This is a genomic window from Eggerthella timonensis (genome assembly GCF_900184265.1).
GTDB lineage: Bacteria > Actinomycetota > Coriobacteriia > Coriobacteriales > Eggerthellaceae > Eggerthella > Eggerthella timonensis.
This window is the reverse complement of the sequence record NZ_FXXA01000002.1, coordinates 2,496,322-2,520,593: the sequence shown is the minus strand read 5'-3', so window position 1 is coordinate 2,520,593 and position 24,272 is coordinate 2,496,322. Positions and strand designations below refer to the sequence as shown.

The following is a 24,272-nucleotide window of genomic DNA, read 5'->3' as shown; positions in this document are numbered from 1 at the left end:
GCGCACGCGTTTCTCTAGCGGCCGACACCGCTTCCGACTGTCTTCGCGCGCCGGCGCCGATGCCCGGTGCGCTCATCTCTGCATCGAAAGGTTGCATCCATGACGGAATTCGAATCAGTCATCACGCGGGGCATGACCCCGGTTTCCGAAGATCGCCGCGAGCGCGCCGTGCTCGTCGGCGTCGACCGCCCCGGCTCCACCTGGCCTTTGGTATCGTCGCTCGCCGAGCTCGAACGTCTCGTCGACACGGCGGGCGCCGACGTGGTGGCCACCACCACGCAGAAGCTCGACGCGCCCAACCCGCGCACGTTCGTGGGCACGGGCAAGGCCGAGGAGGTGGCCGAGCTCGCGCGCGCCCACGCGGCCGACCTCGTGGTGTTCGACGACGAGCTGACGCCCTCGCAGCAAGCGAACCTCGAGAAGGCGATGGGCCGCGACGTGAAGGTCATCGACCGCACGGCGCTCATCCTCGACATCTTCGCCCTGCACGCCACCAGCAAGGAAGGGCGGCTGCAGGTGCGGCTCGCCCAGAACGAGTACCTGCTGCCGCGCCTGCGCGGCATGTGGGCGCACCTGGCCTCCAACCGCATGGGCGGCGGCGTGGGATCTCGCTTCGGCGAAGGCGAGAGCCAGCTCGAGGTCGACCGCCGCATGGTGCGCAAGCGCATCACATCGATCAAGCGCGAGCTCAAGCACCTGGCCGACGTGCGGGCCGTGCAGCGCGAGAGCCGCTACGAGAGCGGCATGTTCAAGGTGGCGCTGGCCGGCTACACGAACGCCGGGAAATCGAGCCTGCTCAACCGCCTGACGAATGCGGACGTGCTGGCCTACGACAAGCTGTTCGCCACGCTCGACTCCACCACGCGCAAGTTCGAGCTGCCCGAGGGCCGCGAGATCACCATCACCGACACGGTCGGGTTCATCCAGAAGCTGCCGACCACGCTCGTCGAGGCGTTCAAGTCGACGCTCGACGAGATCACGGGCGCCGACCTCGTGCTACACGTGGTGGACGCGTCCTCTGACGAGTACGAGGCGCAGATCGCCGCAGTGGAAGACGTGCTCGGGCAGATCCAGGCGCAGGACCTGCTGCGCGTGCTCGTGTTCAACAAGTGCGACCTGCTCGACGAAGAGCGTCTCGGCGTCCTCAAGGCGCGCCATCCGCAGGCGCAGTTCGCGTCGGCGGCGACGGGGGAGGGCGTGAGCGAGCTCGTCGAGCATATCGCCCGCGTCGCCTCGGCGCAGGACGAGCACCTCGACGTGCTGATCCCCTACAACCGGGGCGACCTCGTCTCCATCGCTCACGAGCGGTGCCGTATCCTCTCGGAGGCGCACGAGGAGGAGGGCACGCACATCGTCATGCTCGCGGGCCCTTCGTACGCCGGGCTCTTCAGGCCGTTCGCAATAGCTTAGAGTTACTCTAAGGAACGGCAAGCGCCCCCGTCGCTTCATCGAGCGACGGGGGCGCTGTTGGTTCGTCCGGCGTGCGGCGCCAGCGCTAGAGGCGACGGAATACCGCGACCACCTTGCCGGCGATGGCGCAGTCGGTGGTGATGATGGGGTCCATCGTGGAGTTCTCCGGCTGCAAGCGGATATGGTCGCTTTCCTTGAAGAAGCGCTTCACCGTGGCGCCGTCGTCGATGATGGCCACGACGATGTCGCCGTTGTTCGCGACGGGCTGCTCTTTGACCACGACGTAGTCGCCGTCGTTGATGCCTGCCTCAATCATGCTCTCGCCGCGCACGGAGAGCAGGAACGAAGGAGCGTCGCCCACGATCTCGGTGGGAAGCGACAGGGTGTCGGTGATGTTCTCCTCGGCGAGGATGGGGGAGCCGGCGGCCACGTTGCCCACGAGGGGCACGCTCACGATGTTGCTGAAGCTGGGCTGCACCACGTTGGTGGCCAGGGCGGCGTCCTCGAGCGGGTAGGTGAGCGCGATGGAGCGCGACTTGAGCGGGTCGCGCTTGATGAGGCCCTTCTCCTCGAGCGCCTTCAAGTGCACGTGCACGGTGGAAGGGGAGGAGAGGCCGAGGCTCTGGCATACCTCGCGCACGGTCGGGCCGTACCCCTTCTCTCGAATGCACTCCTCGATGCAGTCGAGCACCGCTTGCTGGCGCTTCGTCACTTTCTCGGCCATGGATCGTCCTTTCGTCGCCGCTCTATCTTCTACCGAACAAATGTATGAAATTCCTATTGACATGAACCTTTGTTCGACCTATTATATACGCGAACAAAGGTTCTACGCAAGAGCAGGAGGGCATAAAATGAAGAATTTTGAGATGAAGTACCCTGTTGAGGGAACCTCGGCCCTTCAGCCGAAGCTGGATTCGGCGCCTGCTCGACGCGCGCGCATCATCTCGTTTCCCGAGCGCCCGTCCCAAGACGGAGGCGCTGCGCGATCGAAGCACGGCAGCGCATCGTTTGCGTCCGCGCTGCGCGCAGGCACGGCGCAAGGCGTGTCGTTCGGCCGCATGCAGCGCTGGCAGGCCGTCGTCGGCGGATGCGCGTTCGGGGCGCTCGCGTTGGCCAGCCTGCTCATGGGGTTGTAACCAGCCGTTTTCCGCTCATCGTCGGCCCGTGCGGCCGTTCCCTGATCCACAGATGCTGCGTTTCTGTGGCTGCGTAGCGCCTCCGCCACCCCGGAGGCGCGTCCATTCGGGGGTTTACGCATCCTGCGCGTCGTGGTAGACTCGGCCGAGCAGCAACAAACCGCGCCGCCGCGCTTCCATGTCGGCAGGCGCTTCGCGAAGGAGACAAGGAACATGAAGCGATAACGAAAGCCCTATCATCGCCCCTTGCATGCATCAACCAGCCGCATCGGGTGCGCTTTCGTCATCGTTCTCGACTCCGCCTCGCGCTTCATCCGCTAGCTCCGATTCGCGCGGCTCCCTTTCATCGGCATCGCTGAACGCTGCGCAGAGCCATCCGTGCGCCTCTTCGACGGAGGTCGCCATGTTCATAACCGCTCACCATCTTTCCCATACGTACGAAGGCGCCGACGAACGCGCCCTCGACGACGTCTCGCTTGTGTTCGCGAACGGCTGGACGGGCATCGTCGGGCCGAACGGCGCCGGCAAGAGCACGCTCGTGCACTGCGTGTGCGGCATCCTGACGCCCGATCAAGGCAGCGTGTCGCCTCGAACGCGCGGCACGGTGTGCCGGCAATCCACCTCATCGCCCCCTGCGACGCTCGAGGAGTTCGCTTGCGACTACGGTTCCACGGCCGTCAAGCTGCGCACGCTGCTGGAAATCGAGGACGAGTGGCTCTGGTGCTACGAATCGCTGTCCCATGGCGAGCGCAAGCGCATCCAGATCGCCTGCGCACTCGCCGCAGAGCCGCAGGTGCTGGCGCTCGACGAGCCGACGAACCATCTCGACGCCCCCACGCGCGACCTCGTCGCGCAAGCGCTCGCCTCGTTCAAGGGCGTCGGCCTGCTCGTGTCGCACGATCGCGCGTTGCTCGACGAGCTCGTGCGATCGTGCGTGTTCGTCGAAGCCGGCCGGGCGACGGCCATCCCGGGCACGTACACGCAGGCGCGCCGCGAGCTCGACCTGCGCCGCGAGACCGTGCGCGCCGAGCGACGAGCTGCTCGCGACGAGCTGGCGCGCATCAAAGCCGAGAGCGTGCGGCGCGACGGGGTCGCGGCCCGTTCGGCCGCCCGCCGCTCGGCGCGGCATCTCGACCGCCACGATCACGACGGGCGGGCGAAGATCAAGCTCGCCGTCTACTCCGGGCAGGACGGCAAGGCGGGCAAGCTGTCATCGCAGATGGACAAGCGTATCGAGGCCGCAGAGAAGCGCCTCGAAGGCCTCGATGCCAAGAAGGAGCGTCGCAGCTCCTTGGAGTTGGACGCCCAGACTGCCGCGCGCAAGGTGCTCGCCCATCTTCCCGAGGGCAGCATGCCGCTCGGTGCCGGGCGCATGCTGCGCCATCCCGAGCTGTACCTCGGCAACGAGGACCGCATCGGCCTTGTCGGCAGGAACGGAGCGGGGAAGTCCACCCTGCTCAATGCCTTGATTCGTCAGGTGACGCTGGAGGAGGGGGTGGCCTATATTCCGCAGGAGACAACCGACGATGAGGTGCGCGCGTTGCTCGACGAGCTTCGGGGGCTCTCGTCGGCCGAACGAGGGCGCATGCTCTCCATCGTGGCGCGGCTCGAGTCGCCCCCGGCGCGCGTGCTCGACGGCGAGGAGCTCAGCCCGGGCGAGGTGCGCAAGCTCATGATCGCGCGCAGCCTGCTCTCCTCGCCGCACCTCATCGTCATGGACGAGCCGACGAACCACCTGGACATTCGCTCGATCGAGGCCCTGCAGGACGTGCTCGGCGATTGCGCGTGCGCGCTTGTGCTCGTGTCGCACGACGAGCGATTCCTCGACGCCCTCGTGGACGAGCGCTGGTCGTTCGAGGTCGAGCGAGCGGAAGGGGAGGTCGGACTGGGGGATACGTATGTGCGCGTAGCCTGGTAGAAGCGGCGTGCGGGGATCGTGCAGGTTTTTTGCGCGAATCCGACATGTTGATTGAACCACTATATATTGTATGTTAGGCTGAACCCAAAATCGACAAAGGAGCAAGTATGCGTTGTCCTTCCTGCGGCAATCCAGAGTCGAAAGTGGTCGACTCGAGGCCTTCCGAGGACGGCACGGCCATTCGCCGCCGCCGCGAATGCCTCGAATGCGGGCGTCGTTTCACCACCTACGAGCGTCTGGGCGACAACCCGCTCATCGTCATCAAAGCCGACGGCTCGTCGGAAGCCTACGACCGCCAGAAGCTCATGCGCGGCCTGCTCAACGCCGCCGCCAAGCGGCCCATCGGGCCCGAGCAGATCGCCTCGCTCATCGACAGCATCGAAGCCGAGCTGCGCAACGCCTCGAAGAGCGAGATCGGGTCGAAGGATCTGGGCGACATGGTGCTCGTGCGACTCGCCAAGCTCGACGACGTCGCCTACGTGCGCTTCGCGAGCGTGTACAAGGACTTCCGCAACGTCGAGGAGTTCGCCGCCGCGTTGGAGGGATTGCGCTAGCATGGAGCATGTTTCGGTACCTTTGCAGCAGCTCGATGCCGAGCTGCCCGTTCCCGCGTACGCCTATGCGGGCGATGCCGGCGTCGACTTGCGCGCCACCTGCGACGACACGATGCAGCCTTTCGAGCGCAAACTGGTTCCGTGCGGCATCGCCGTGGCCATCCCGCGCGGCTACGCGGGGTTCGTGCTGCCGCGCAGCGGTCTTGCCATCAAGCACGGCGTATCGCTGGTCAATGCGCCCGGACTGATCGACAGCAACTACCGCGGCGAGATCCAGGCCATTCTGGTGAACCTGGATCCGCAGAACACGTTCGAGATCAAACGGGGCGATCGCATTGCGCAGCTCGTCATCATGCGCGTGCCCGACGCCGCGTTCGACGTGTGCGGGGAGCTGCCGGAGACGGAGCGCGGCGCTGGCGGGTTCGGCAGCAGCGGCGTGAGCCTGTAGATCCGTGCCGTTTCAACTCGCTTAGAGTTACTCTAAGCAGGAAGGGAGGGGATGACGATGGATGCGAGCGAGCATGGCGGAAGCGCTCGGAGCACGTTGCCGTGCTTCGGCATCAGCGAAGTCGCCGACATGACGGGCATCTCCGCCTTCACGATCCGCTATTACGACAAATGCGGCTTTTTTCCCGAGCTGGCACGCGATGCGCGCGGCGTTCGCACGTTCTCGCGATCCGATGTGGCGCAGCTGTACTTCGTCGACGCGCTGCGAAAAAGCGGCCTGTCCATCGAAGGCATCCAGTACTACGTGAAGCTGCAGCGACGCGGCGCCTCGACGCGAGACGAGCGGCTGGCCATCGTGCGAGCCCAGGAGACGGTGCTCGAATACCAACGCGCCGAACTCGACGAGAGCTTGAAGCGCCTGCATGCCGCAGGTGTGGAATTGTCGACGGATTGAGGCCTGCGATGACCTTCATGGTATAGTACTCGCCAGTTCGGTTGAAAAAGCACGTTTTCCATGACCTAGGACTCGTCCGAAGGCAAGATAGGGCCTTAGAACGGCTCTCAGGGCTTTGTTTATAAAACCCCAGGTCAGAAGCTGTGAAATTTCGATAAACAAGGAAGATGCATGACAGACAACGAACATAGGCCTCCCGAACCGCCTCCAGGGCACGATCCGGGGCGCCAGCCGACGCTCAACGGTGCTCCGGCTCCATCGTCGAACATGAACGACCTGCGAGAGCTGAAGAAGGCTCAAACCATGGTCATGGTGGCCAGCGTCGCCGGTCCCGTGTCGCTGTTCATCGGCGGCGTGCTGCTCAGCGGTGTCGGGCTCGTGTGCGCCATCGTCGCGTTCCGGAAGCTGGGCAAGCTCATCGCGAAGCATACGGACGTGTCGGTTCTCGCGCAGCGCCTCAAGCGTTCGGCGATCGTCGGCATGGCCGTTTGTGGTGTCGCGTTCGCGCTCAACGCGATCTCGTTCTATTTGATGATGCCCGTCGTGCTCGAGATGATGGAAAGCGGCGATTACGCGGGCGCCATGACGGACGCCGGCATGGGCGCCGCAGGCTCGAATTCCACGTGGGGATAACGCATCGTCGTAAAACGCATAAAACGCCGCAGGATATGCAACGATCCTGCGGCGTTTCCGTATGCCGTAAACTTCACGACCAGCAAAAACACTCTCAGCTGCCTTGTGAGCTCCAGTTTTATTGATAATATGTCTTATGTAAACTTAAGCAGATTTTCCATAGAAGCGCGACTTCCGGTTGATTGCGATGGGTATGCTCTAGCGGTTTCCTCTGCTAGGATGGTCTTTGTCGCTCCCGTAACGACAATGGACGGATCGGATCTGCGAAACATCATGGACTTCGTTGGCAGGATGAAAGGGCTCAAAAGGGACGTTCCTGCGATCTTTCTCGCTTTGAAGGACCGGGAAACGCCGATTGCAGCGAAAGCGCTCGCCGCCGTGACGGTAGGCTACGCCCTCTCGCCCATCGACTTGATCCCGGATTTCATCCCCCTGTTGGGGTATTTGGACGATGTGATCCTGCTCCCTGCGATGGTCGCTCTGACGATAAAGCTCGTCCCTTCGCCCGTGCTCGAACGCTGTCGGCGAGATGCGGAAAGCATTTGGGAGAACGGGAAGCCCAGAAAATGGTACTACGCTCTTCCCATCGTGCTCGTGTGGGTGCTCGTCATCGTGCTCGTCTGCCGCGCGTTGTTCGGCCTTTGATCCGTGTATGAGCGCTTTCAGGCGAAGGCGTCCGTCTTTCTGTTAAACCGCCGTTGGCATGTGTCCGGTCAGGCTGTCTCGTGAATGGGGCTCGCAGCGGGAAGCTTCCGGCCGACGCCGCGAATGAGACATTGACCCCGTCCCTTCGTCTCCTTTCTAAGCACCACCCCATACTTCGCTGCTCTCGCACGATCTCCTCGTAGCCTTGACGTGCTAGCTACTATGCACTACTATATAGCGGTAGGTAGTGACACTTACTAGTAAGGCGGCGAGCGATGTGGAACACTTGACGGAGATGCTGAAGGGCGTATTGGAGGGATGCGTGCTCGAGATCATCGGACGCGAGGAGACGTACGGGTACGAGATCACGCGCCGTTTGAACGAGCTGGGCTTCGCCGACGTCGTGGAGGGCACGGTGTACGCCATCCTCGTGCGGCTCGAGAAGAACGGGCTCGTGAACACCGATAAGAAACCGTCCACGATGGGGCCGCCGCGCAAGTTCTACACCTTGAACGATGCGGGACGCGAAGAGCTGGCGCGCTTCTGGACCAAGTGGGAGTTCGTCTCGTCGAAAATCAACGAATTGAAGGAGCGCTGACATGGGAAACCTGTCGCACTATATCAACCCTGCGCAAATCATCAGGGACAAGCGGGAGTACCGGGCTCTGGTGGCGCGCGTGAACGCCCTGCCCGAGGACTACCGCTACGCCTATCGCAAGATACAGGATTACATGTGGAAGTTCGCATCCGGCGGCGGCTTGGACATGGTGGCGCTTCAGGCGGACCTGCTCGAACTGTTCGAAGAGGGCGCGTACGCGGGCAAGGGCGTGCTCGACATCACCGGCGAAGACGTCGCGGCGTTCAGCGACGAGCTGCTGGCGAACGCGGCCACCTACCTTGCCAAATGGCGCGAGGACCTCAACAGCGACATCAGGAAGAAGCTGGGGTCGAAGCGCTCCGATTCGAAAAACTGACACGCTGGGCTATCCGTTTGCCAACGAGCCTCTGACGAACGGGATCCGCGCATGCCTTCAAGCCCTCGCGCCGATACGATGGCTGCGAGGTGATTATATGAGCGTACTGACATATCAGGATTGGCGCGACACGTGCGACACCGAGCACATGCTGTTGCAGATGATGGGCAAAGTGAAGCTTGAATCGATGGATCCCCAGCCCGAGTGGAAGCAGGTGGTGCTCGACGCGGACGCGGACGGGTTCACGACCGGCCTCATCCCGGCGGGCGCCGACGGGTTCGAGGTCAGGCTGAGCATCGCGGATGCGGAAATGAGCGCTGAGACCACGGCGGGCGATCGAGCGCGGTTCCCCATCAAGGGCCGAGCCTCGGTGAGCGAGCTGTACGGCCGTTTCACCGCCATGCTCGAGAACATCGGCCACCCCGTGGCCATCAACCCGGTCCCGCAGGAAATGTACACCGACGTCCCGTTCGACCGGCAGCACAGCGCGCACGAGTTCGACGAGAAGGCCGCCCAGCGCTCCTTCCGCCAGTTCCTGTTCGCACGCGGCGCCCTGAGCGGCTTCGCGGCCCCTTTCCGCGGCAAGAAGATCCCGCCGTCGCTGTTCTGGGGCACCTTCGACATGACGACGGTGCTGTTCTCGGGCAAGCCGTGCCCCTTCGAGCGCACCGCCTCCCTCGTGGAGCGCATCGCATTCGACGAGCAGTTCGTGGAGTGCGGATTCTGGCCCGGCGACGACGTCGTGAACGACCCGTCCTTCTTCGTGCTCGCCTACCCGTTCCTCGAGGAAGGGTCGTCGGAGGACGCGGGCGTGAAGGAGGCGTTCTACGACGCCGAGAACGCCGAGTACTTCCTGCGGCTCGAGGACGCGCTGCGCTACGACGACCCCGAAGCCGCGGTCCGTCGCTTCTGCGCCTCCGCCTTCGACAGCATCATGCGCCGTCAGGAGTGGGAGCGGCGCGACTGGTTCACCGAGCCGCTGCTGAACGCCTGACCCTTCCCTTCCCCGCTGCTCGCATGCACGATCCGCGCGCTTTCCGCCCGCTTAGAGTAACTCTAAGCGGGCGGTTCCCTATCGACGGAGCCATCCTCTCCGAAGGCCATGCCCTCCTTGACGAGGTCGATCACCTCCTGTTTCGAGTGCACGCCCAGCTTGGCGTACAGCGACTTCGTATAGCTTTTCACCGTGTTGCGCGACAGGAACAGCGTCTTCTCGACGTATGCGGCGTCGCGTCCTTGCGCGAGCAGCTTGAGGAGCTCCGTCTCGCGCTTCGTCAGGCCGTGCGCGCGCGCCAGCTCGTCGCAGGCGAGCAGCTGCAGATCGGTGCGAGCGCGCACGTAGCGTCTGATGAGCTCGTCTCGCTTGCGGATGGCGTGCTCGGCGGCGCGCTTCTCGCGCGTGCGCAGCAGCCAGATGGCCATCATGATGAGGTACAGCAGCGCGAAGGACACGATGGTCGTCTGGGCGAAGGCGAAGCGGCTGTCCACGGCCACGGCCGATGCGGCCAGCGCCCCGAGCACCACGCCGGGGCGCGGGAAGGCGAACACGAACGCGGCTCCCGCCAGCAGCTTCGCGCGATCGCCGCGCAGCGCCTTGATGACGAGCGTGTAGGAGATGAGCAGCGCGACCTCCCACCCCATGTGCGTCAGCACGACGAGGGCGATGCTGTACGCGCCCGGCAAGAACGGCAGGAACAGCAGTCCCGTGGCGATGACGGCGAGCGTCGCGTTGAGCATCGTCGCGTAGCGACGGCCGTCGAAGCGCACGTACAGCAAAAACCCGGCGTCCGCCACGATGCCGGCGGCGAGCGAGGCGAGGCCGGGCACGTCCGAGGCCCCGGGGTTCGCCGACGCCACGACGTCGAGCACTCCGTAGACGATCGACAGCAAAAACACGTAGGCCAAGGGCGCGGCCAGCTTCGCAAAGGGGCGTCCTTCGGCGCGCGCATCGTCCCGTTGGTCGGCGGGCGCGCCGTCCGGGTCGTTCGCCGACGGCTTCGGCAGCGCGAGCAGCGCCGAGGAAACGAGCACGAGCAGCGCGCAGGCGGCGATCAGGGCAGGCGGCGATACGGTGTCGAGCGCGAGCACGACCGGCGCGCTGACGGCAGAAGCGAGCCCGAGCGCGTAGGCGTAGCGCTCCCCTGCAAGCTCGCCTGCCCGCACGAACCACCGCGGCACGAGCAGGCCCGCTCCGAGCCCGGCCGGGATCCCGGCCGCGTAGCACAGCGCCGCCGATCCGGCGGGGAAGGCGGCGGCTAGAAGCGCGAGGGCTGCGGCGTAGCACGATGTGCCGACGACGACGGTAGCCGCCCCGCGTCCCCTTCCCCGCCGCGCAGCGAGCCAGGAGAGAGCGGCCCCCGCGCACAGGGCGCCGTTGAGCACGGCGAGGTACGCGAGCGGGTCGGCCTGGGGCACGTCGGAGATCCAGTCGCTGTAGAAGAACACGATGGCAACGACGTACAGGCAGGTGAACCCGAGGGTGACGATGCCCGTTTCGTGCCGGCGCGCGAAGGAGGATGCGTTCGATTCGTTCATGGTGCCATGATACCCGATATCGCCGGGATGGACGTAACGCGCCCGAGGCCTTATGCTGGTACGGAGGCGAACCAGGAAGGGGAAACGATGAAATCCATCAAGACGATCATGGCGGCCTGCCTGGCCGCAGCCGTGCTGAGCTTCGGCGCGCTGTCGCTCGTCGGCTGCGGCCCGAGCGCCGAGGAGGTGGTGCGCCAGGGAGTATCCGACGAGCTCGAGCGCTTGAAGACCCACGACGCAGCGCTGCTCGACGAGCTGGCGGCCGACAGCGGGGCCGACCAGCTGGCCGTGTACGGCATCGACGCGCAGACGTTCATAGCCGCCTACCTCGACGGCTTCGACTACCGCATCGACGAGGTGAAGGTCGAGGACGACAGCGCCACGGCCACGGTGGTGCTCACCTGCAAGAAGTTCGACGCGTTCACCCAGGCGCTGACGGAGGCCACGGCGGCGCTCGCCGAGGACGAGGAGACGGCCGCGCTCGGCGCCGACGAGCTCAACGCGAAGATCGGCCAGGTGGTGCTCGAGGTGCTCGCAGGCGTCGAGCCCACCGAGTCGAGCCCGGTGGAGCTGCCGTTCACGCGCACGGACAACGTATGGAGCCCGTCTCCCGAAGCGGAGCAGGCGCTGTCCGCCGCCTTGTTCGCGCAATGACGACGCGCAACCGCATCGGTTACGAACGGGATACCGCTCGGTAACCGATGCGGCAACGTAGGGCCTTCGATCCTCTGCGCGTGCTATCGTGCATGTCAAACGATGGATCGCAGACTCGTCGCAAGGAGGAATCATGGGGTATGTGATCTCCCTGCTATGCTTCATCGGCGTTCTCGGGTGCGTTTCGCTCGTCCGACGCCTCGCATAGCGGGGATGCGCGAACGAAGGGCCGGTATATGCCGGCCCTTCGTCGTGTCGGGAAGCGCTCCTGCGGGCGAACCCGCCGTCGTGGATCTCCTTCGCACGGCAGAGCGCCTCACGCGTTGCCGCAACCCCCCCCATAGCTCCTCGCCCCCTCTCAACTTTTGCTTGATCATGGTGCGCGAGCCGCTCTTCCCGGTCATGCTTCCCCTACCGTTTCCCAACGGGCCGTCAGCGCATGGCCGCTCGAGGCCGGAGCGTTCCTCGGGCGGCGCTACGATGCCGGCCAGGAAAGGAGGCTCGCATGGAGCGGAAGAAAAAGGTGCTCGTCGCGTTCGGCACGAGGCCGGAGGCGGTGAAGATGGCGCCCGTGCTGCGGGCGCTCGAGGAGGACGGGGCGTTCGAGACGGTAGTGCTCGCCACGGCCCAGCATCGGGAGATGCTCGATCAGGCGGTGGGCGCGTTCGGCCTGCGCATCGACTGCGACCTGGACCTCATGCGCGATCGTCAGACGCTCGACGGCCTCACGGCGCGCATCCTGACCGCGTCGACCCCCGTGCTCGAACGCACGGAGCCCGACGCGGTGCTCGTGCACGGCGACACGTCCACCGCCTTCGCGCTGGCGCTCGCATCGTTCTACCGGCAGATCCCCGTGGGGCACGTGGAGGCGGGCCTGCGCTCGGGAAACCGGTACTCCCCCTTCCCTGAGGAGATGAACCGACGCCTTGTCTCGAACCTCGCCTCCTGGCACTACGCCCCCACCGCCGGCAACCGCGCGAACCTCGTGGCCGAGGGCGTCGATCCTGCGAACGTTTGGGTCACCGGCAACACGGTCATCGACGCGCTGCTCGCGACGGTGGATCCGTCGTACCGGTTCGCGAGCGGGGAGCTGGCCGCCGTGGACTTCGAGGGCGCGCGCGTCATCGGGCTCACCTGCCATCGACGCGAGAACCTCGGCGCGCCGATGGAGCGCATGTTCGCGGCCGTGCGCGATGCCGTGGACGCGCATCCGGACGTGGAGGCCGTCTATCCCGTGCATCGCAACCCGGCCGTGCGCGCCGTCGCCGAGCGCGTGCTGGGCGGGCATCCGCGCATACGCCTCGTCGAACCGCTCGATTACGCCGACTTCTCCAACTTCATGGCGCGCTGCTCGTTCATGCTGACGGATTCGGGCGGCGTGCAGGAGGAGGCGCCGGCCCTCGACGTGCCCGTGGTCGTGCTGCGCGACGACACCGAGCGCCCCGAGGCCCTCGAAGCGGGCTGCGCCGTCCTGGCCGGCACGTCCTACGCTGGCGTGCGCGCCTCGTGCGAGGCTCTGCTGGACGATCCGGCGCTCTACGCGCGCATGGCGGCCGCGCCCGATCCTTACGGCGACGGCCACGCCGCCGAGCGCATCCGCGGGGCGCTCGGCGAAGCGCTCGCCTAGCCGAGGCGCGAGACGGCCAGGCCCATCTCGCGCGCGACGTCGTCCACCGACCGGCCCAGATGCAGCGCATAGGCGAGCGCCATGCCCGCCTGGGGCAGCTCCACCTGCGTCGCGTTCAGAAGCGCAGCCGCCTCGCCCGGCTGCGGCGCGCGGGACTCCTCCTCGTCGACAAGCGCTCCCTCGAAGGCTTCGATCAGGTCGGCCGTGCTGGAGAACAGGAAGAACGCCGGGCCGTCCAGCACGAGCGCCAGCCGGGCGCGCTCGGCGGCCGGCATGTCGTCGTCCACCGCGACGATCCAGCCCTTCCCCACGTGCACGAGGGGAAGCACCGCGGACCCGTGCCCCTCGGCCTCGTCCGCGCCGGGCGGCAGGTCCTCCATGAGCGCTGGCAGCACGAGGGATGGCGAGGCGCGCACGAACATCGACTGCTGCTGCAGCGCGTAGGCCTGCGTGATATGGCGCTCCTCCACGAGCCCCTGCGCGAGCAGCTCCTGCCCCAGCCGCACGCCGCGCTCGAGCGCGGCGCCCACGGCGTCCTCGAGGTGCCCCGGCTCGACGAATCCCTGCTCGAGCAGAGCATCGCCCAAGAGCCTTCGGTAGCGCTCGAGCACCGAGGCGGGGAGGAACTCATGGTCGGTCTTGTTCCACGCGGGCCCGCTTTGCCCGGCCGGCGCGTCCGGCGCCTGCTCGCCATCCCCTTCCGCCTCCGGCGCCGTCGCGCACCGATGCTCGACGACGGGCGCAGCCGCCGCCTTGGCCTCGCGCCCGCGCAACAGGACGTAGGCGATCTTCTGCCGCCACGCGCGAAACGTCGCGCACAGGTTGATGAGGTTGCCCCACAGCAGCCTGATCGGGAACAGCGGCGGCAGCAGGATGGAGAACGCCATCGTCTTCCATCCGTACACGTTCACGAGCGCGCGCCCGCGCAGCACCTGGCGCTCCACCATCATGAACAGCAGGAACACGCACATCCACCACGAGAAGCTGAACAGCGGGTACATGACGGGCAGCTCGACACCGGGCACGAGCGTCTGCACGAGGAAGTACGCGAGCACGGCGTAGCCGGGCAGCAGCACGAAGTTCGCGAACTTCGCCTTGAGGTCTTTGTACAGGAAGGTGCGCTCGGCGAACGTGAGAGCACTCTTGCCGAACACGTCGCCCATGTTCGCGCTCTGCATGGTGATGCCGTACACCCAGCGCGCCTTCTGGCGCACGGCCGCCTTGAACGTGGACGGGAACAGCGAGCGCGTGGCGATGTAATCCCACACCGTGCGCCCGCGCGCGTCGACGCGCGGCACCTTCTCCAGCACGTAGTGGACGCGGAAGCCGCGCATGCGCAGGGTGAGCGACAGCTTGTAGTCCTCGGTCAGGCTGTTGCGCGGCAGCAGATCCTCGCCGCGATACGCGTCGAGGATCTGCCGCCCGATGGCGAACCCCGTGCCAGCCGACGGCACGAAGCCCAGCTCGTCGCGCATGACCATGGTGCGGAAGTGGTGCTCGGCGAACTCGTCGGCGTAGGTGGACGAGGTGAGCGTCTTGAAGAACAGCCGCAGCCGCGGCATGCGCTGCAGGGGGAACACGGGGAACTGGAGGGCGTCGTACTCGTCGATCAGGTAGTTCGTCATCTTGAACTCGTTGGGATGCACCACGTCCTCGGCATCGTGGATGGTGACGCTCGCGAAGCGCACGTCGCGGGCGCGCTCGTAGGCGCGGACGGCGCGCAGCGTGGCGTTGATGTTGTCGGCCTTCGACGTGGGGCCCGGCGCGTCCCCCACCACCGCCACGACGGTGCCGCCGTGGCGCGCCTCGAGCGCGCGGGCCACGGCCACCGTGGCGGAGTCGTTGGGATACACGCCCAAAAACACCCGGTAGAGCGAGCGCGGGTACTGCGCAGAGGCCACGAGGTTGTCCACCACCTCGCCGATCACGGCATCCTCGTGCCAGGCGGCGATGACGACCGCCAGCATCTTCGGAGGCTTCTCGTTGATGAGCGACAGCTTCACGCGCCTCTTGCCGATGCCGCGGAACAGCGCGAAGACGTCCCACAGCAGGTCGTCGGCTCCGAACACGATGAACGCGAGCGCCACGAAGAAGCCGATCCAGTAGACGACCTGCGCATCCATGCCCGCTCCTTTCTCCGCTTCCCTGCGTTTCCCGCTGGATTGCCCGCCTGAAAACGCCGCCGTTGCAGTTCGCCTCCGAACGGCGCCCGCGCATCCGCCCGAAGCGGGCGGCGCGCTACGATGCCGTGAGGTATCCGCGAGGAAGGAGCAGGTCATGGCCGGTCGAAAAGGCGCAATCGCGTTCGGTCTCGTATACATCCCGGTGGAGCTGTTCACGGCGACGCAGGACGACGCCGTGCGGTTCAACCAACTTGCAAAAGATAGCATGAAGCGGGTGCGCTACGTGAAGACGTGCCCCGACTGTAAACGAGAGCTTGAACCCGACGACATCGTGAAGGGCTACCAGTACGAGAAGGGCAAGTACGTGGTGGTCGACGACGCCGAGCTCGACGCCATCAAGACCGACGCCGACCGCGCGATGAAGATCGTCCAGTTCTCCGACATCGACGAAGTGCCTCCCCTCTACTTCGAGAAGCCCTACCAGGTGGTGGCCCAGCCCGGCGGCGAGAAGGCGCTCGAGCTCTTGCGCCGCGCCATGGTGGACGAAGGCAAGATCGCCATCGGCACGACGGTGCTCGGGAACTCGGAAACGCCCATCGCGCTCATCCCCCACGACGACGACCTCGTCATGATGACGCTGCACTACCAAAGCGAGGTCAAGGACGTGCCGAAGACCCTCGCGCACCCCGACGTGGCCGACGAGGAGCTGTCCATGGCGAAGCAGCTCGTGGAGAGCATGACCGCGCCGTTCGATCCGGGCCGTTTCCGCAACACGTACCAGGAGAAGCTCATGCAGCTCATCCAGGACAAGATCGCCGGCAAGCAGATCGTGGCGGAGAACCAGCAGGCCCAGCCGTCGAACATCATCAACCTCATGGACGCCCTGTCGGCCAGCCTCAAGGCGCGCGAGGGGAAAGCCGAGGGCGCGGAGCCGAAGAAGGAGCCGCCGGCGAAGAAGCCCGCGCGCAAGCGGGCGTCGGCCTAGGCGCTCGGGGCGGCGAGCTCGCGCAGAGGCTCGAACGAGCGCGAGCGGGCGGATACCCAGATGCGGTCGACGTGGCCGTCCTCGAACGCGCGCTCGAAGCGCAGCCGGCGCGGCGAGAGCGCTATCCCGAGCGCCGCTCCCGCCACGGGCAGGAGGTTCACGAACGCGAACAGCGCGGGGCCGCTCAGGCCGAAGGCGTGGTCGAGCGCGGCGACGGGGAGAAGCATCAGCACCCCGAACAGCACGTATCCGGCGAACCCGTACAGGATCGCCTGGCGCAGCCCCACGGCCGGCAGCGCGGCCGCCATGGCGGCGAACATGCCGACGAGGGCGATGCCGGTCACGGCCGGCGTGGACACGGGAGCGGAAGCCATCACCGCCTCGGCCGCCACGAGCGCGCCGGCGATCGCCTCGGACACGAGCAGGCAGCGCGCGAACAGCATTCCGCGCCGCGGCGCGGGCTTGCCCGCCACCACGCGCACCCCGACGAGGCGGCCGTAGGGGCCTGCGGCGCGCACGCCCCATCCTTCCACCCAGCGTGAGAGCGCGCTCCCGCCGACCAGGACGAGCGCGACGATCGCCACCGCGACCCATTGCGCAGCGTATCCTCCGCCCATGTCGACCGCCTCCTCGAAGGATCGGTTCCGCATAGGCCCAGTATAGCATGCGGCCCGCCCTGCCATCCCGAGCGCAACGCCGTGCGGCGGATCGCGGTCCCGAGCGCAGGGCGCTCATGCGCGCTCGGGCCACGCCTTCCTCACGACCTGGACCGAGGCCACGCCCACCGCGATGCCGATGAGGGCGCCCGCGACGATGTCGGAGGGGTAGTGCACGTACAGGTAGATGCGCGAGAACGCGATGAGGCACGCCACGGCGACGGCCGACACCTTGAGCGCCAGCACCGCCCTGCCCTTGCCGGGCAGGCAGCACAGCGCCGCCGCCGCGGCGAACGACACCATCGAGTGGTTCGAGGGGAACGAGTCGCCCGACGGCGGCGGGATGAGGAGCCCCGCGAACTCGTAGGCGACGAACGGCCGCGCGCGGCCGAACAGGGGCTTCAGCACGAACATGCCGAGGGCGGCCGTGACGACGACGGCCGCGAGCACGGCGATGCCGTAGCGGCGGTGCCGCGGCTGCGCGATGAGCACGGCGGCCGCGATCAGCCACACGAGGGCGAGGTCGCCCAGGTGCGTGGCCAGCAGCATGACCTGGTCGAGTAACGGCGTGCGCAGGTGCTCCTGGATGGCGTCGAGGATGGCGATGTCCACGCAGCCGCCCCTACGGCCGCTTCGCGCCCGGTGCCAGCCGCGCGAGCAGCCCCGTGCAGCCGGCGATCACGTCATCGTAGGTGGCGTCGAAGTCGCCCGTGTACCACGGGTCGGCCACGTCGCGATCGGAGTCGGCGAACTCCAGCAGCTTGAAGCAGCGGTCCTCGGCCTCGCGCCCCAGCTGGCGGCGCATGTCGCGCATGTTCGCCTCGTCCATGCCCACGAACAGGTCCCATTCCTCGGCGTCGGCGCGGCGCAGGCGGCGGGCGGTCTTGCCCGAGCAGTCGATGCCCTGCGCCTCGAGCACGGCGCGCGTGCCGTGGTGAACGGGGCTGCCGATCTCGTCGTCGTGCGTGGCCGCGGAGGCGATAACGAAGCGGTCGGACAGGCCGTGGCGCGCCACGAGGTCCTTCATGACGAACTCGGCCATCGTGGAGCGGCAGATGTTGCCGTGGCACACGAACAGGATGCGGAACGGCGCGCTCATCGGCCCTTCCCTTCTTCCGGCTCGAGCACCTCGAGGTAGCGCTCGTACAGCTGAGGCATCGCGCGCTTCAGGCTGACGGGCTTGAAGGTGGCGGCGTCCACGAGGCAGTGGGTGCTGCGGCCCGTGCAGCACGGCTTCTCCTTGTCGAGGTCCTGGCCCTCGCGGAACACCTCGTAGGCGTACACGGTCTTCACCGGGCGCGACTCCACGATGCGCGTGCGCACGACGGCCGTGTCGCCGTAGCGCAGCGGCGCGCCGTAGTCGCATTCGAAGTGAGTGACGGGCGACATATAGCCCGCCTGCTCGATGTGGTCGTAGGGAAACCCGATGGCCTCGAGGAACCGCGTGCGCGCATCCTCGAAGTACAGCAGGTAGTTGGCATGATAGACGACGCCCATCATGTCCGTCTCGGCATAGCGTATGGTGATTGGCGTGCAAACCCGCATGGTTCGGCTGTCCGTCCTTTGCAATCGGCTACAATGGTCGCATGAGGAATATCGTAACGTATATGGCCGAAGAGCAGCGCACCTTCGCGGAATCACCGTTTAACCCCGTGGACTCGCTCGTGTTCGCGACGCTCGCGTACTTCAACTACGAAGCGGCGCCCGGCATCGACCTCGCCTCGGGCGCGGGAGCGCTGCTGCACGACGTGGTGATGCTGTCCGACTGGAGCGCGCTCACGGCGCACAGCTGGATGGAGGACGCGAAGGACACCGAGGCGTTCCTGCACGTCCTGTCGGCAAGCCGCCGCATGCGCGACGTGCGCGCCTCGTTCTACGCCAACGAGCGCTCCGACGCGGTGGAGAAGCAGTTCTCGGCGGTCACGCTCACCTTCCCCGATGCCGACGGCCAGACGGCCTACCTCGCGTTCCGGGGCACCGACGGCAGCTTCGCCGGCTGGAAGGAGGATTTCAACCTCTGCTTCAAGGAGGTGATCCCCTCCCAGTGCACCGCGGCGGCCTACCTGTCGGGCGTGGCGTCGGCCCTGCCCTGCCCCCTCGTCGTGGGCGGCCACTCCAAAGGCGGCAACCTCGCCGAGTACGCGGCGCTCGTGGCCGACGACCGCGCCTTCGACCGTCTGCGGGGCGTGTTCAACCACGACGGCCCCTCGTTTCTGGACGACCCCTCGCCGCGCATCGACGACGAGCGGTTCTGCCGCCTCTTGCACAAGACCGTGCCCGAGTCCTCGGCGTTCGGCATGATCCTCGAGCGGCGCGCCGACTACCGCGTGGTGCGGTCATCGGCCATGTCGGTGTTCCAGCACGAGCCGTTCACCTGGCAGACCGAGGGCGACGACTTCGTGTACCAGGACGCGCTCAACCCTTCGGCGGTGTTCTTCGACGAGGCGCTCGACGCATGGCTGCGCAGCAAGTCGCCCGTCGAGCGAGAGCGGTTCATCGACACCATATACGACCTGTTCGCCGCAACCGAGGCGGGCACGTGGAGCGAGTTCCAAGAGAAGCTGTTCGCGAACACGCGGCGCATGCTGGGCGCGCGCTCGAAGCTGGACGCCGAGACGAAGAGCTTCATCTGGCAGACGCTCGGCTCGCTCGGCGGCATCCTGAAAGCCGAGACCGTCAAGCGCTTCAAACCCGCCCCGCCCACCTGGCTGCCGCGCCGACGCGAGACGTACGACCCCGAGAAAGGAACCGAAGCATGAGCGCACCCGTCGCGTACGGAAGACTGACCCCCCGCATGGCCATGCAGCTGGCGGCGCCGCACACCTGGCCGGCCGCCATCCTGCCCGTGCTCGCGGCCGTCGCGGCCGCGGCCGTCACCGCGCCGGCGGTGTCGGCGACCATGGCGTGCGTGCTGCTGGTCATCTGCGTGCTCATGCAGGCGGCCGTCAACACGTTCAACGACTACTACGATTACGTGAAGGGAGCCGACTCGGCCGACGACAACGTGGATCCCACCGACGCCGTGCTCGTGTACAACAACGTGAACCCGCGCGCGGCGCTCGCGCTGGCGATCGGGTTCCTCGCGGCGGCGTTCCTGCTGGGCGCGTACGTGATCTGGATCGCCGGATGGATCCCGCTCGCGCTGGGCGCCGTTGGCGCCGTCATCGTGGTGCTGTACTCGGCGGGCAAGACGCCCATCTCCTACCTGCCCATCGGCGAGCTCGTCAGCGGGTTCGTGATGGGCGGCCTCATCCCGCTGGCAAGCTATCAGGCGCTCACGGGCATCTTCGACCTCCGCGCGCTGTTGTGGGCCGTGCCCACCATCCTCGGCGTGGGCCTCATCATGTTCACGAACAACACGTGCGACGTGGAGAAGGACGTGGAGTCGGGCCGCCGCACGCTGTCGGTGCTGCTGGGTCGCGAGCGGGCGCGGGCGCTCTACCACGGCGTCGTGTACGCGTGGGTGGTCGCCATCGTCGCGCTCGTGGCCGTGTTCTTCACGAACGGGCTCGTGGTGATGCCGTTCATGCTGCTGGCCTCCTATCCCCTGCTCAAGGCGCTTTTGGGGAATCCGCTGGCCCCGGCGGCCCGCATCGGCGCCATGGCGCAGGTGTGCAGCGTGAACATCGCGCTCGGCGCGTTCTACGCGGCGGCCATCCTGGCGAGCGCCGTCACGCTGACGGCGTAGGCGAGGGAGGGGCTGATCACCATGGAAGGAGCCGTCATCGCCGCCATCGCGGCCTCCGGCGTCGCACTCGTCGCGTTCGCGCTGCTCGCAACCATGTTCTGGCGCGGGCGCTGGCTCGTGCTGCTGGCGGGGTCCGCCGCCGCGGATCCCGGGCGCGACGAGGCCTGCCGCGCGCTCGGCAGGCACATGGCCGTGGTGCTCATGGCGGCCGGCACGCTCATGGCCACGCTCGTCGTGTTCCTGGCCGGCGAGCTCGCCCGCAGCGCAGGGGTCGTGTCGGCCGCATCGATGGCGAACAACGTGGCGTTCGTCGCGCTCGTCGTGGTCCTGGTCTGGTTTTTCATCGTGCAGCGTCCGGACGACGAGCAGCCCTCGTCGAAAGGCGCCGCCCCGCGCCGGTCGAGCCTCGACCACCTGCACGCCGCCACCATCGTCTTCGTCGTGGCCGTGCTGGCCGTGGTTGGCGCGGTGGGAGCGGTGGCGGCGGGGTTGTAGCGCCGAGGCTGCGCGGCCTTACCCCTCGAACCTCACGACGAGGCGCCCGTCCTCGTAGCGGGCCCCTGCAACGTCCAGCCCGCGGGCCTCGTCCGGCAGCGCGATGCGACGGCGCTGGTTCTTGAGCGCGACGACGAGCGCGTCGCCGTCTTGGTGCAGCTCGAGATCGCGCTTGTCGAAGAACGGCACCGCGAGGGACAGCTCGAGCGCGCCGTCGGCCTGCACGATGCTCGCCGTCTCGGTGCGGGCGAGCACGAGAGCGGGATCCACGCCGTCGTAGAGCTCGGCGGCTGCCTCGCGAAGCCCGTCGAGGCCGCGCAGCTCGCCGTGGCGGAGCATGAGGCGCAGGACGGGCACGCCCGAGAACCCCTCCTCGATCTCCCGCATCGACGCGCGCTGCAGCTCGGTCCAACGCTCGAAGTAGCCGGCCAGCGCCTCGTCGGGGTACAGCCGGTTGGCCACGACCGCGTCCACGTTGTAGCCGTACAGGTGCAGCCACGAGAACGCGCGCTTCGCCTCCTGCACCACGATGCGCTCGGCCGTGGTGACCACGCGCAGGCTGACGCGCTCGTCGTCGACGAGCAGCGCGCGCAGCGCCTCCAGCTTGTCCACGAGCGCCGACACCTCGTCGAACAGCGCGTCGTCGGGCATCGGCATCTTCATGAGCCCCTCGAGGACGGGCCGCCCCAGCTTGAGGGCCTTGCGCTTGAACGGAAGCGCGTCCTCGATGAACGCGCCGAGGCGCTCGGGGTACTTGAGCAGCGACAGCGTCTCGCCCGTGGGCGCGCAGTCCACGACGAGCACGTCGTAGGCGCCCCCGCGCTCGATGTCGAGCAGGGCCAGCAGCGCGAACAGCTCCTCGAGCCCCGGGAACACGAGCAGCTCGTCGGCTTCGATGCCGGCGTCGGCGTGGCTCGTCATGAGCGTGCGCAGGTAGCCCTGCAAGCCTCCCCACGCGGCGCGGCCGGCGACGGCCGGGTCGATCTCGAGCGCCTGCAGGTTCTCGGCCACGGGCGTCGCCGCGCTGCCGACGGGCAGGTCGAACGCGTCGCCCAGGCTGTGCGCGACGTCGGTGCTGGCGACGAGCACGCGCTGCCCGCGCTCGGCCAGATGCAGCGCCGTGGCGGCGGCCACGCAGGTCTTGCCCACGCCGCCCTTGCCGGTGTACAGGATGATCCTCATGATGTAAGCTCCCGCTTCTAATCGATGGCGATGGGGCGCAGACCGCGCTCGTGCCGCTTCGGTTTCCGTTCCGGTTGCGCCGCGCGCCGCTCCGCTTGCGGCGATGGCTCATGCGGTGCGGGCGCGCCTTCCAGCATGCCGAGGGCCGCCTCGGCGCACGCGCGCACGGCCGCCGCCGCCATGCGGCGCGCCGGCGGCGGCACGAGCAGGGCGAGGGCTTCCGCCTCGAGCCGTTTGGCCTCGAGCATCTTGCTTGCGAACTCAGCGTTCATCCCGTTCTCCTTCCGCGAAGGCCACGTGCAGCGTTCCGTTCTCCAGCCGCGCGCCCGCCACGTCGAAGCCCGCCAGCGCGTTCGGCAGCGGGATGCAGCGGGCCATGGCGCCCACGCGCACGACGAGGTCGCTTCCGGCCTGGTACAGCTCGAGCGCGCCCTTGTCCGCCAGCGGAAGCGCCAGCTCGAGCGCCCATCCGTCTGGCGTCTGCGCGTAACGCTCGTGCTCGAGGGGCGGCGCGGCGGCGAACACGCTCTCGTCGGGAAGCTCCTCGGCCAGCTGCGCCACCCCTTCCGCGCCGCAGATGTCGGTGCCGTGCCAGGGGAGGCGCGCGGTGGGCACGTCGGCGAACACCTGGGAGAGCTCGTCCATGCAGCGCGCCTGGACCTCGGCCCATTCGGCGAAGAAGCCCTGCGCCTCCTCGGCGGGCAGCACGCGGTTCACGACGAGGCCGTCCACGCGGTAGCCGAACAGGTTGAGGTAGAGGTAGTTGCGCTTCGTCTCCTCGACGACCATCTTCTCGGGCAGCGTCACGATGCGCACGGCGGTGCGGTCGCCGTCCTTCAGCAGCTCCTGCAGGTCGATGAGCCGCGCGTAGAGGCGCTCGATGTCCGACATGGCGTGCTTGTCGGGAAGCTCCACCTTGAGCACTTTCTTGGACAGCGGCGACAGCACGCGCAGCGCCGCCTTGCCGAGCGGCAGCCACTTCTCGACGTACCAGCCCAGAAGTTCGGGGAATTTGAGCAGGGCGAGCGTCTCGCCCGTGGGCGCGCAGTCCACGACGATGGTGTCCCAGCGCCCGCTTTCGGCGTACTCGAGCAGCTTGAGCAGCGCGAACAGCCCGTCGAGGCCCGGCATGGTCGGCAGCTCGCCGCCGTCGTCGGCGCCGCGCTGCATGCTGGTGGCCATCGAGGTGACGGATCGGACGAGGTCGCCGTACTCCCCTTCCATGATGCGGTCGGCGTCGAGCTCGACCGCATCGAGGTTGTCGGCCACGCGCACCTCTTCGGGCCCGACGCGCTGCGCCAGCACATCGCTCACGCTGTGCGCCGCATCCGTGCTGGCCAGCAGCGTGCGCTCGCCGCGTGCGGCCGCCTTCCAGGCGCTCGCGGCCGCAACGCTCGTCTTGCCGACCCCGCCCTTTCCCGTGAATATCCGAATCTGCGTCATCGTGCGTCCTATCTTCTTCAGTCGAATTATTCCATGCTCGAACTATTGGTGCGAAAAACGCGGCGTTGCCGCCGCCGTGCCTCGTGCGCCCCGCGTCGGCGGGATCGACGTTGTCCCATGCGCCCCGCGCTCCTCCGCGCCCGGAGGGCGCACGCGCCTACTCGATCGCGATGCGCTTCATGCCCGTCTTCGCGCTTCCGCGCTCCTTCCCGTCCCCGCCTTCGCGCTCGAGCAGCGCGGGCAGCCGCTTGACCACCTTGAGCAGCACGAGCCGCTCCTCGTCCGACAGGTCCTCGAACAGCGCTCCGACGAGCGAGCCCACCGTGCCCATGACCTCGGCCACCTGCCGCGCGCCTTCGTCGGTGATGCGCACCACCATCACGCGCTTGTCCTGGACGCTGCGCCAGCGCTGCACGAGGCCGCGCTTTTCCAGCCGGTTCGCGATGCCCGTGGCCGTGTTCAGCGGCACGCCCACGTACTCGGCGATGCGCGACATGGTGGTCTCGCCCGCACGGTAGACGTGCACGAGCGCGAGCAGCTCGTTCTTGGAGCAGTCCATGAGCACGCCCTGCCACCGCTCGGAGGAGAAGGCGTCCTTGCCCGCGTCGAGGAACTCCCAGAAGAACTCGTCGGTTGGGAGATTCGTCGCGCGCTCGTTCGTCATAGAATGCTTCCTTTCTCGAAGTAAATTCATTCTGTCACCGAACTATCTT

The 24,272-nt window shown here is 67.2% G+C and carries 28 protein-coding genes; 17 read left to right on the top strand and 11 right to left on the bottom strand.

Annotated features, from left to right (window positions below):
- Positions 1-99: 99 nt before the first annotated feature.
- Complete coding sequence (gene hflX / locus C1A15_RS10520) at positions 100-1,410, top strand: GTPase HflX (RefSeq protein ID WP_180953072.1); 1,311 nt, start codon at positions 100-102, stop codon at positions 1,408-1,410.
- Positions 1,411-1,495: 85 nt separating this feature from the next.
- Here hflX and lexA read toward each other — a convergent pair whose 3' ends face one another.
- Positions 1,496-2,134 (bottom strand): transcriptional repressor LexA, encoded by a 639-nt coding sequence (gene lexA / locus C1A15_RS10515; protein ID WP_101722522.1) that lies wholly within the window; start codon positions 2,132-2,134, stop codon positions 1,496-1,498.
- A gap of 142 nt (positions 2,135-2,276) precedes the next feature.
- Between lexA and C1A15_RS10510 the strand changes: the two genes are divergently transcribed.
- The 10 genes from C1A15_RS10510 (at position 2,277) to C1A15_RS10465 (ending at position 9,165) form a co-directional block, all read left to right on the top strand.
- Positions 2,277-2,546 (top strand): hypothetical protein, encoded by a 270-nt coding sequence (locus tag C1A15_RS10510; RefSeq protein WP_245864998.1) that lies wholly within the window; start codon positions 2,277-2,279, stop codon positions 2,544-2,546.
- Positions 2,547-2,949: 403 nt separating this feature from the next.
- Positions 2,950-4,464: an ATP-binding cassette domain-containing protein gene (locus tag C1A15_RS10505; protein WP_101722520.1), complete on the top strand. Its 1,515-nt coding sequence runs from the start codon at positions 2,950-2,952 to the stop codon at positions 4,462-4,464.
- 107 nt (positions 4,465-4,571) lie between these two features.
- Positions 4,572-5,018: a transcriptional regulator NrdR gene (nrdR, locus tag C1A15_RS10500; RefSeq protein WP_101722519.1), complete on the top strand. Its 447-nt coding sequence runs from the start codon at positions 4,572-4,574 to the stop codon at positions 5,016-5,018.
- 1 nt (position 5,019) lies between these two features.
- Complete coding sequence (dut, locus tag C1A15_RS10495) at positions 5,020-5,466, top strand: dUTP diphosphatase (RefSeq protein WP_101722518.1); 447 nt, start codon at positions 5,020-5,022, stop codon at positions 5,464-5,466.
- 57 nt (positions 5,467-5,523) lie between these two features.
- Positions 5,524-5,919, top strand: coding sequence for a MerR family transcriptional regulator (locus C1A15_RS10490; RefSeq protein ID WP_101723769.1), 396 nt, complete (start codon positions 5,524-5,526; stop codon positions 5,917-5,919).
- 171 nt (positions 5,920-6,090) lie between these two features.
- Positions 6,091-6,552, top strand: a complete 462-nt coding sequence (locus C1A15_RS10485) for a hypothetical protein (RefSeq protein ID WP_245864997.1) — start codon at positions 6,091-6,093, stop codon at positions 6,550-6,552.
- Between the two features lie 129 nt (positions 6,553-6,681).
- On the top strand, positions 6,682-7,197 hold the full coding sequence (locus C1A15_RS10480; protein WP_342746818.1) for a YkvA family protein: 516 nt from the start codon (positions 6,682-6,684) through the stop codon (positions 7,195-7,197).
- A gap of 277 nt (positions 7,198-7,474) precedes the next feature.
- The gene (locus C1A15_RS10475) at positions 7,475-7,795 is read left to right on the top strand and encodes a PadR family transcriptional regulator (RefSeq protein WP_101722516.1); all 321 of its coding nucleotides are present in this window, start codon (positions 7,475-7,477) and stop codon (positions 7,793-7,795) included.
- 1 nt (position 7,796) lies between these two features.
- Positions 7,797-8,171, top strand: coding sequence for a DUF1048 domain-containing protein (locus C1A15_RS10470; RefSeq protein ID WP_101722515.1), 375 nt, complete (start codon positions 7,797-7,799; stop codon positions 8,169-8,171).
- A 97-nt stretch (positions 8,172-8,268) separates the two neighbouring features.
- Positions 8,269-9,165, top strand: coding sequence for a DUF5996 family protein (locus C1A15_RS10465; protein ID WP_101722514.1), 897 nt, complete (start codon positions 8,269-8,271; stop codon positions 9,163-9,165).
- Between the two features lie 62 nt (positions 9,166-9,227).
- Here C1A15_RS10465 and C1A15_RS10460 read toward each other — a convergent pair whose 3' ends face one another.
- Positions 9,228-10,706, bottom strand: coding sequence for a helix-turn-helix transcriptional regulator (locus C1A15_RS10460; protein ID WP_101722513.1), 1,479 nt, complete (start codon positions 10,704-10,706; stop codon positions 9,228-9,230).
- Between the two features lie 87 nt (positions 10,707-10,793).
- Between C1A15_RS10460 and C1A15_RS10455 the strand changes: the two genes are divergently transcribed.
- Positions 10,794-11,360: a hypothetical protein gene (locus C1A15_RS10455; RefSeq protein ID WP_101722512.1), complete on the top strand. Its 567-nt coding sequence runs from the start codon at positions 10,794-10,796 to the stop codon at positions 11,358-11,360.
- A gap of 505 nt (positions 11,361-11,865) precedes the next feature.
- Positions 11,866-12,987 (top strand): non-hydrolyzing UDP-N-acetylglucosamine 2-epimerase, encoded by a 1,122-nt coding sequence (wecB, locus tag C1A15_RS10450; RefSeq protein WP_101722511.1) that lies wholly within the window; start codon positions 11,866-11,868, stop codon positions 12,985-12,987.
- Here the strand turns inward: wecB and C1A15_RS10445 are convergent.
- Entirely contained in the window at positions 12,984-15,110 is a 2,127-nt protein-coding gene (locus tag C1A15_RS10445; RefSeq protein WP_101722510.1) for a glycosyltransferase, read from the bottom strand. The genes wecB and C1A15_RS10445 overlap by 4 nt on opposite strands.
- Before the next feature lie 154 nt (positions 15,111-15,264).
- On the opposite strand from C1A15_RS10445, the gene ku reads away from it, so the two are divergent.
- Positions 15,265-16,095: a non-homologous end joining protein Ku gene (gene ku / locus C1A15_RS10440; RefSeq protein WP_101722509.1), complete on the top strand. Its 831-nt coding sequence runs from the start codon at positions 15,265-15,267 to the stop codon at positions 16,093-16,095.
- On the opposite strand, the gene C1A15_RS10435 is transcribed toward ku, so the two are convergent.
- The 4 genes from C1A15_RS10435 to C1A15_RS10420 all read right to left on the bottom strand — a co-directional run bounded on the left by C1A15_RS10435 (position 16,092) and on the right by C1A15_RS10420 (position 18,296).
- Complete coding sequence (locus tag C1A15_RS10435) at positions 16,092-16,712, bottom strand: hypothetical protein (RefSeq protein ID WP_101722508.1); 621 nt, start codon at positions 16,710-16,712, stop codon at positions 16,092-16,094. The genes ku and C1A15_RS10435 overlap by 4 nt on opposite strands.
- A gap of 114 nt (positions 16,713-16,826) precedes the next feature.
- A complete protein-coding gene (locus tag C1A15_RS10430) occupies positions 16,827-17,363 on the bottom strand; it encodes a phosphatase PAP2 family protein (protein WP_101722507.1) in 537 nt (178 codons plus the stop codon).
- A gap of 10 nt (positions 17,364-17,373) precedes the next feature.
- Entirely contained in the window at positions 17,374-17,850 is a 477-nt protein-coding gene (locus tag C1A15_RS10425; RefSeq protein WP_101722506.1) for a low molecular weight protein-tyrosine-phosphatase, read from the bottom strand.
- Positions 17,847-18,296 carry an acyl-CoA thioesterase gene (locus C1A15_RS10420; protein WP_101722505.1) on the bottom strand — a complete coding sequence of 150 codons (450 nt, stop codon included), beginning with the start codon at positions 18,294-18,296 and terminating at the stop codon, positions 17,847-17,849. The genes C1A15_RS10425 and C1A15_RS10420 overlap by 4 nt, the downstream gene beginning before the upstream one ends.
- A 41-nt stretch (positions 18,297-18,337) precedes the next feature.
- On the opposite strand from C1A15_RS10420, the gene C1A15_RS10415 reads away from it, so the two are divergent.
- Genes C1A15_RS10415 through C1A15_RS10405 form a run of 3 tightly spaced genes read left to right on the top strand, consistent with a single transcriptional unit; the run spans position 18,338 to position 20,934 of the window.
- Positions 18,338-19,510: an Mbeg1-like protein gene (locus C1A15_RS10415; protein WP_101722504.1), complete on the top strand. Its 1,173-nt coding sequence runs from the start codon at positions 18,338-18,340 to the stop codon at positions 19,508-19,510.
- Positions 19,507-20,439: a prenyltransferase gene (locus C1A15_RS10410; RefSeq protein ID WP_101722503.1), complete on the top strand. Its 933-nt coding sequence runs from the start codon at positions 19,507-19,509 to the stop codon at positions 20,437-20,439. Before C1A15_RS10415 ends, C1A15_RS10410 begins: the two co-directional genes overlap by 4 nt.
- Positions 20,440-20,460: 21 nt before the next feature.
- On the top strand, positions 20,461-20,934 hold the full coding sequence (locus tag C1A15_RS10405) for a hypothetical protein (protein ID WP_101722502.1): 474 nt from the start codon (positions 20,461-20,463) through the stop codon (positions 20,932-20,934).
- Positions 20,935-20,952: 18 nt separating this feature from the next.
- Here the strand turns inward: C1A15_RS10405 and C1A15_RS10400 are convergent, their stop codons facing one another.
- From C1A15_RS10400 to C1A15_RS10385, 4 genes are all read right to left on the bottom strand, one after another.
- Positions 20,953-22,116, bottom strand: a complete 1,164-nt coding sequence (locus C1A15_RS10400) for an ArsA family ATPase (protein WP_101722501.1) — start codon at positions 22,114-22,116, stop codon at positions 20,953-20,955.
- 17 nt (positions 22,117-22,133) lie between these two features.
- Positions 22,134-22,388 carry a hypothetical protein gene (locus tag C1A15_RS10395; protein ID WP_101722500.1) on the bottom strand — a complete coding sequence of 85 codons (255 nt, stop codon included), beginning with the start codon at positions 22,386-22,388 and terminating at the stop codon, positions 22,134-22,136.
- Entirely contained in the window at positions 22,378-23,559 is a 1,182-nt protein-coding gene (locus tag C1A15_RS10390; protein ID WP_101722499.1) for an ArsA family ATPase, read from the bottom strand. The genes C1A15_RS10395 and C1A15_RS10390 overlap by 11 nt, the downstream gene beginning before the upstream one ends.
- Positions 23,560-23,716: 157 nt before the next feature.
- Positions 23,717-24,223 carry a MarR family winged helix-turn-helix transcriptional regulator gene (locus C1A15_RS10385; RefSeq protein ID WP_180953071.1) on the bottom strand — a complete coding sequence of 169 codons (507 nt, stop codon included), beginning with the start codon at positions 24,221-24,223 and terminating at the stop codon, positions 23,717-23,719.
- Positions 24,224-24,272 lie beyond the last annotated feature (49 nt).

What these genes read in the sequence shown, in the direction of transcription:
- wecB (WP_101722511.1), top strand. Translation starts at nt 11,866, where the DNA reads ATGGAGCGGAAGAAAAAGGTGCTCGTCGCGTTCGGCACGAGGCCGGAG.
- C1A15_RS10405 (WP_101722502.1), top strand. Translation starts at nt 20,461, where the DNA reads ATGGAAGGAGCCGTCATCGCCGCCATCGCGGCCTCCGGCGTCGCACTC.
- nrdR (WP_101722519.1), top strand. Translation starts at nt 4,572, where the DNA reads ATGCGTTGTCCTTCCTGCGGCAATCCAGAGTCGAAAGTGGTCGACTCG.
- C1A15_RS10480 (WP_342746818.1), top strand. Translation starts at nt 6,682, where the DNA reads ATGTCTTATGTAAACTTAAGCAGATTTTCCATAGAAGCGCGACTTCCG.
- C1A15_RS10470 (WP_101722515.1), top strand. Translation starts at nt 7,797, where the DNA reads ATGGGAAACCTGTCGCACTATATCAACCCTGCGCAAATCATCAGGGAC.
- C1A15_RS10425 (WP_101722506.1), bottom strand. Translation starts at nt 17,850, where the DNA reads ATGAGCGCGCCGTTCCGCATCCTGTTCGTGTGCCACGGCAACATCTGC.
- C1A15_RS10415 (WP_101722504.1), top strand. Translation starts at nt 18,338, where the DNA reads ATGAGGAATATCGTAACGTATATGGCCGAAGAGCAGCGCACCTTCGCG.
- hflX (WP_180953072.1), top strand. Translation starts at nt 100, where the DNA reads ATGACGGAATTCGAATCAGTCATCACGCGGGGCATGACCCCGGTTTCC.
- C1A15_RS10420 (WP_101722505.1), bottom strand. Translation starts at nt 18,296, where the DNA reads ATGCGGGTTTGCACGCCAATCACCATACGCTATGCCGAGACGGACATG.
- C1A15_RS10510 (WP_245864998.1), top strand. Translation starts at nt 2,277, where the DNA reads ATGAAGTACCCTGTTGAGGGAACCTCGGCCCTTCAGCCGAAGCTGGAT.
- C1A15_RS10505 (WP_101722520.1), top strand. Translation starts at nt 2,950, where the DNA reads ATGTTCATAACCGCTCACCATCTTTCCCATACGTACGAAGGCGCCGAC.
- lexA (WP_101722522.1), bottom strand. Translation starts at nt 2,134, where the DNA reads ATGGCCGAGAAAGTGACGAAGCGCCAGCAAGCGGTGCTCGACTGCATC.
- C1A15_RS10490 (WP_101723769.1), top strand. Translation starts at nt 5,524, where the DNA reads ATGGATGCGAGCGAGCATGGCGGAAGCGCTCGGAGCACGTTGCCGTGC.
- C1A15_RS10395 (WP_101722500.1), bottom strand. Translation starts at nt 22,388, where the DNA reads ATGAACGCTGAGTTCGCAAGCAAGATGCTCGAGGCCAAACGGCTCGAG.
- C1A15_RS10400 (WP_101722501.1), bottom strand. Translation starts at nt 22,116, where the DNA reads ATGAGGATCATCCTGTACACCGGCAAGGGCGGCGTGGGCAAGACCTGC.
- C1A15_RS10385 (WP_180953071.1), bottom strand. Translation starts at nt 24,223, where the DNA reads ATGACGAACGAGCGCGCGACGAATCTCCCAACCGACGAGTTCTTCTGG.
- C1A15_RS10390 (WP_101722499.1), bottom strand. Translation starts at nt 23,559, where the DNA reads ATGACGCAGATTCGGATATTCACGGGAAAGGGCGGGGTCGGCAAGACG.
- dut (WP_101722518.1), top strand. Translation starts at nt 5,020, where the DNA reads ATGGAGCATGTTTCGGTACCTTTGCAGCAGCTCGATGCCGAGCTGCCC.
- C1A15_RS10435 (WP_101722508.1), bottom strand. Translation starts at nt 16,712, where the DNA reads ATGGGCGGAGGATACGCTGCGCAATGGGTCGCGGTGGCGATCGTCGCG.
- C1A15_RS10465 (WP_101722514.1), top strand. Translation starts at nt 8,269, where the DNA reads ATGAGCGTACTGACATATCAGGATTGGCGCGACACGTGCGACACCGAG.
- C1A15_RS10485 (WP_245864997.1), top strand. Translation starts at nt 6,091, where the DNA reads ATGACAGACAACGAACATAGGCCTCCCGAACCGCCTCCAGGGCACGAT.
- C1A15_RS10410 (WP_101722503.1), top strand. Translation starts at nt 19,507, where the DNA reads ATGAGCGCACCCGTCGCGTACGGAAGACTGACCCCCCGCATGGCCATG.
- C1A15_RS10460 (WP_101722513.1), bottom strand. Translation starts at nt 10,706, where the DNA reads ATGAACGAATCGAACGCATCCTCCTTCGCGCGCCGGCACGAAACGGGC.
- ku (WP_101722509.1), top strand. Translation starts at nt 15,265, where the DNA reads ATGGCCGGTCGAAAAGGCGCAATCGCGTTCGGTCTCGTATACATCCCG.
- C1A15_RS10445 (WP_101722510.1), bottom strand. Translation starts at nt 15,110, where the DNA reads ATGGATGCGCAGGTCGTCTACTGGATCGGCTTCTTCGTGGCGCTCGCG.
- C1A15_RS10455 (WP_101722512.1), top strand. Translation starts at nt 10,794, where the DNA reads ATGAAATCCATCAAGACGATCATGGCGGCCTGCCTGGCCGCAGCCGTG.